This is a genomic window from Arthrobacter sp. (assembly GCF_031179385.1).
GTDB lineage: Bacteria > Actinomycetota > Actinomycetes > Actinomycetales > Micrococcaceae > Arthrobacter_D.
The window spans coordinates 1-4,997 of the sequence record NZ_JAPSHV010000157.1; the positions used below are offsets into that span (position 1 = coordinate 1).

Genomic DNA, 4,997 nt, shown 5'->3' on the forward strand with positions numbered 1-4,997 from the left:
TGGCGGATGCGGTAGGTCTCCAGCAGATCGGCGAGCGACAGCCGGGCAACCTTGAAACCCCGGTGCGGCTGGTACACGATCTGCCCCTCGCCCTCGAGGATCTTGAACGCCTCACGCAGCGGCACGCGGCTGACGCCCAACCGCTCAGCAAGCGCATCCTGCCGCAGCGGTTCTCCTGGCTGGACTTCGCCGGCGATGATCATGCGGCGCAGTTCGGCCAATGCGAAAGCCTGTGCGGTGGGCGGCCGCTTGGGCGATGTGCCGGCCATGTACGAGTCCTTCCGTTGCCGCTCGCCGAACTCCCTGACGACTCTAGTTCAACACAGCACCCGATCCGGATGACCTGGAGTCCCATTCTTGAGGAAAGCTTCGCTCAAAAGCGATTGGTGGCTTGAGGTCCGTGGTCCAGAGTGGACTGATGCTCCTCCGGATCGGACCGTTCGCCGGTCCGGAGGTTAAATTCTTCGACGGGTTGGGAGCGAGTGAGGTGACCTGGCTGAAGAGCAAGCTGAACTGGTCGATCTCCGCAGCAGCGGCGCCGCTCCGTGGACCGGCCGTCCGGGTGCCCGAAAATCTCCCCGTGCACCGTCCCGAAGTCATTGCGCAGTTGGCCAGCGAGTTGTCCGCAGTGAGCGATGCACTGCGATATCGCGACAACTTCGCCCGGCTTCTGCCGCAGCGGATCGCAACCCTTACCACTGAGGTGGAATCCAGGAACCACGAAGCAGCCGTAGCCACACTGCTCAGCCTCAACGTCGGATCAACCATGGTCGGCGCACCCCGCCTGCAGTATGTCGTGGCCCAGTGCCTCGCCGACGTGAGGGGCGGCCGCAGCACCGCCTGCCTGCCGACGCTCAACCGCGAGTCGGAGCGGTTCCTGAGCTACCTGGCCGAGTCCAGCGACACGGGCCATCCCACCCGGCGCTAGCCGGGCAGCTGACTCTAGTCGACCGGCATCATCCGGTAGCCGACGCCGCGCACGGTCTTGATGAAGCGTGGCTCCCGGGTATCCTCGCCGAGCTTTTTCCGCAGGTTCCGGATGTGCACTTCCACCAGGTGGTGGTCATCGGTCCAGCCTTCACCCCACACGCGCTCGAGCAGGGTTTCACGGGTCCATACCCGACGCGATCCGGTGATCAGCGTGGCCAGCAGGTCGAATTCGATTTTCGTCAGCGGCAGTTCTTCATCGTTGAGCCGGGCTACCCGCCCCTCGACATCCACTGACAGGGCGCCATGCACGACGACGTCACCGTCGGCTTCCGCTGCCTTGGTCGTTGCGGCCCCCTCACCCGGGGCCGACTCACCGTCGACGAACGACCGCGGACGCCGGAACATGGCCGCCACCCGCGCCCTGACTTCTCGGGGGCTGAAGGGCTTGACGATGAAATCGTCCGCGCCGATCTCCAGGCCCAGCACGCGTTCAATCTCCTCGACGCGCGCCGTGATCATGACGATGTAGGCGTCTGTCTCCGGACGCAACTGACGGCAGACCTCCATGCCGTCGAGGTCCGGCAGGTTCAGATCGAGGGTGACAAGGTCCGGCCGATGCTCGCGCACCAGAGCAAGCGCGTCACGCCCGCTGGCCGTCTCAATGATGTTGAAGCCGACCATGGACAGGGTCAGGACCAGGAGTTCGCGGATATCTGAATCGTCTTCAACCACAACTGCCGTGCGCTCGAAAGATTCAGTACCCATAGTTAGTACCTTGCCAGACGACGGCGCCTACGGGGAGCCGGGGCATACAAATGTCTTGCCTAAATCTTGATGGCCAGCCGCACGGTTCCTTGAGTTTGGTGGGCCACACTGAAGAGGTAGGTCTTGTTCGTCCGGGGACAAGCCACTGAGAGGTGGAATCTTCTGCCGTCCGGACGGTGGCCGGAGGAATGTTCAGCAGCGTAGCGTTCCTTCGGTCACCGTCGCAGTCTCCCGATCCGCGAACCGCGTGAGTGCGCCCGTTCATGCGCGCGGCAATTCGACGGTGACCTTGGTTCCCACACCGAGCTCGGACTCGATGGAGAGCTTCCCGCCGTGCCGTTCGACGGCCTGTGCGGCGATGGAAAGCCCCAGGCCCGTGCCCGGTATCTCCGCCGAGACGGAGTTGGACGCCCGATAGAAGCGGTCGAGCAGGCGGGGGAGTTCGTCAGCGGGGATACCCATCCCAGAGTCTTCGATACATGCGCGCACCATGCTGTCGTCGGACAGAAAGCGCACGGTGACTACTCCGTCGTCGGGTGAGAATTTCACCGCGTTGGACAGCACGTTCACGAAAACCCGCTCCAGCAATTCCCACATTCCGCTGACAACGTGCGGCGTCTCCGTTGGAACAAGCTCGAAGGATACGCGCTTCGTGGCACTGAGCGGCAACAAATCCGCGACCACCGAATCGATGAGGTGCACCACGTCGATGGGGGATGTCGCGAGTGTGCTGCCGGCGTCGAGCACTGACAGCGCCAGGACGTTTTCCACCAGAGTGCTCAGGCGCTGGCCGTTGCGTTCAATGATCCGCAGCATCTTCCGGGCCTGCGCGGGCAGTTCACCGCCGTCGCCGTCCTCGAGCAGTTCGATGTACCCGAGGATTGAGGACAGGGGAGTGCGCAGTTCGTGATGGACCGTCGCCACAAAGCCGTCCTTGGCGGCGTCGAGCTCGCGGAGCCGATCCACCACCTGCTGCTGCCCGATGATCAGCTGGCCCTGGACCATGCCGTGGGCAAGATTGCCCAGCAGGTGTTGCAGGAGGGCGATTTCTGCGCTGGACCATTTGCGGCGTCCCCGGTCGGCGGCAACCCAGAGCACCCCGAAGACGGAGGAGCCTTCCCCGATGGGCAGCAGCAGGCCGCTCCGCGAGAACCCTTCCATGCGGGCGTGGATCCGGTGAAGTTCGGCCGGCACCTCATCGAGCTGCCCTGCTGCCACGGCGAGCGAGCCCGACGTCCGCCACAGCTCGGTGCCGAGAACCCGCAGTTCCTCCTGAAGTTCGGCGAGGTTGGTTGGCTCAGTGCTCTCGCCACCTCGTTGCCAGCGCGCTGAGCCGCTCGAGATGCGCGCATCCTCGAAAAGGTGCAGGGTCACCTCTTCCGCCCCGAGGGCTTCTCCCACCCCACTCAGCACTGTCTCGACCATCTCTGACGGCTCATTGGTCTGGCGGATCTCATCCGAAATGCGCCGCACCCGGTCACGCAGGAGCGAAGATTCAAGCCGGCGCTCCTCGCGGAGCCGGTTGCGGTGGATGGCAGTGTTGACCCGGTGCAGCAGCTCATCCGGGTCGACCGGAAGCAGCAGGTAGTCGCTGGAACGCATGGCCAGCTCGGGATGGGATGTCACCTGTTCGGCTGACTTCGCCGTCAGCACCACCGGGATGGTCCGCGGCAGCAGATGGTCCGCTTCCTTTGCGATGGTCGCCAGGTACTCCAGCGCAATTTCCGCGCCGACGACGGCGACATCAGCCGTTCGCTCGCGGGCCGCCTCTATTGCCGCGTTGACCGTGCTGTGTGCGGCAACCCGAAAACCGGCCGAGCGCAGACCACATGCGATCTCGCTGAGCAGGTCGACATCCGAGTCCACCACGAGGGCAGCGCCCGCAGCAGTATCGAGCTCACCAGTTGCGCTCAAGACTCGTCCCCTTGTTTTGAATACCAGACCGTTTGTGTTTCTAGCAGGTTCTGCCGAGTCTAGCCACGTGCCGGGCCCTGTGCCGAGAAGTGGCGGTAGGATCAGGCATCAGTCGCCCTGATGGAAAGGCTTGCACGTGCGCCGTGGCACCAATCTCCCCCGGATGGGGGATTTCAACCAGAGTGTCATTCTCGATGCCATTCGTCGTTCCGCCGAGGGCTTGAGCAGGGTCGAACTGGTTGACCTGATCGGCCTTTCGCCTCAGGCGGTCTCGAACATCACCCGGCGGCTGCTGGCCGAGGACCTCATCGTGGAGGCCGGAAAATCCGGTACCGGACCCGGCAAGCCGCGGACTATTCTGCGCATCAACCCGTCAGGCCGGTATGCCGTTGGAGTGCATCTCGACCCGGCGCTGATGACCGTGGTGCTGATGGACCTGATGGGCGTGGTGGTGCAGCGCCGGGTGCGTGAAACGCCGCTGAACACCGAGCCCGGCGAGATCATCGGCGCCATCGCAGGCGAGGTTCATGCACTGCTGGCCGAGTCGGAGGTGGACCCGGCGCGTATCGAGGGGATCGGAGTGGCACCTCCTGGGCCGATCGATCAGCCGGCGGGCACCGTCGTCGACCCTCCGCTTCTGCTCGGCTGGCACCGTGTTCCGCTGCGTGACGCGCTCGCAGAGGCAACCGACATGCCCGTCTTCGTCGAGAAGGATGTGACTGCGGCGGCCGTCGCGGAGATCTGGGGAGGCGGGCACGAAAGCACCCAGAGTTTTGTCTTCATCTACATCGGCACCGGTATCGGCAGCGGCATCGTGGTCGACGGCGAGGTGCTGCGCGGAACCTCAGGGAATGCCGGAGAGATCGGCCATATCGTCACGGACCCCAACGGGCCCGAGTGCGCATGCGGCATGCGGGGCTGCATCGCCGTGACGTGTGATCCGCAGTCGCTGGTGCGGGAAGCAGAGCAGCTCGGAGTGCTCAGCGAGGAACGGCACCGCAACGGTGATGTTGCCGACGGGCTCCGACAGTTGTGCGCCGCTGCCGATGCGGGAAACACGCTGGCGTGCGACATCATCACGCGGGCTGCGGTCCGCACCGCACGGGCCGTCTCCGTGCTCGCCAACCTGCTCGATGTTGACCGTGTGGTGTTCGGCGGCCCGTTCTGGGCGCCGTTGGCGAGCCGCTACCTTGAGGTTGTGCCGTCGTCGTTGTTGGACTTCCGCGCGGCACGAAGCATCCATCCGGTGGAAGTGGTGTCCACCGGTATCGGCGACGATGTTGCCGCAGTCGGCGCGGCATGTCTCCTGCTGGAGCGGACGCTTGGGCCTCGGGCTGACCGGTTGATGCTCGCCCGCTGACCTGGTTTCTTCCTGTCGGAGACTTCCG

Annotated in this window: 5 protein-coding genes; 2 read left to right on the forward strand and 3 right to left on the reverse strand. The window is 64.6% G+C overall.

Features of this window, described 5'->3' with window-relative positions; genetic code table 11:
- A partial coding sequence (locus RIF85_RS14470; RefSeq protein ID WP_309072602.1) for a GntR family transcriptional regulator occupies positions 1 to 269 on the reverse strand: 269 nt, incomplete at its 3' end.
- 149 nt (positions 270 to 418) lie between these two features.
- Here RIF85_RS14470 and RIF85_RS14475 point away from each other — a divergent pair.
- Positions 419 to 928: a hypothetical protein gene (locus RIF85_RS14475; RefSeq protein ID WP_309072603.1), complete on the forward strand. Its 510-nt coding sequence runs from the start codon at positions 419 to 421 to the stop codon at positions 926 to 928.
- A gap of 14 nt (positions 929 to 942) precedes the next feature.
- Here RIF85_RS14475 and RIF85_RS14480 read toward each other — a convergent pair whose 3' ends face one another.
- Together RIF85_RS14480 and RIF85_RS14485 are read right to left on the reverse strand one after the other, a co-directional pair.
- Positions 943 to 1,695: a response regulator transcription factor gene (locus RIF85_RS14480; protein WP_309072604.1), complete on the reverse strand. Its 753-nt coding sequence runs from the start codon at positions 1,693 to 1,695 to the stop codon at positions 943 to 945.
- Between the two features lie 261 nt (positions 1,696 to 1,956).
- On the reverse strand, positions 1,957 to 3,609 hold the full coding sequence (locus tag RIF85_RS14485; RefSeq protein ID WP_309072605.1) for an ATP-binding protein: 1,653 nt from the start codon (positions 3,607 to 3,609) through the stop codon (positions 1,957 to 1,959).
- Between the two features lie 163 nt (positions 3,610 to 3,772).
- Here RIF85_RS14485 and RIF85_RS14490 point away from each other — a divergent pair, with 163 nt between their 5' ends.
- Entirely contained in the window at positions 3,773 to 4,969 is a 1,197-nt protein-coding gene (locus RIF85_RS14490) for an ROK family transcriptional regulator (RefSeq protein ID WP_309072606.1), read from the forward strand.
- Positions 4,970 to 4,997: the final 28 nt, after the last annotated feature.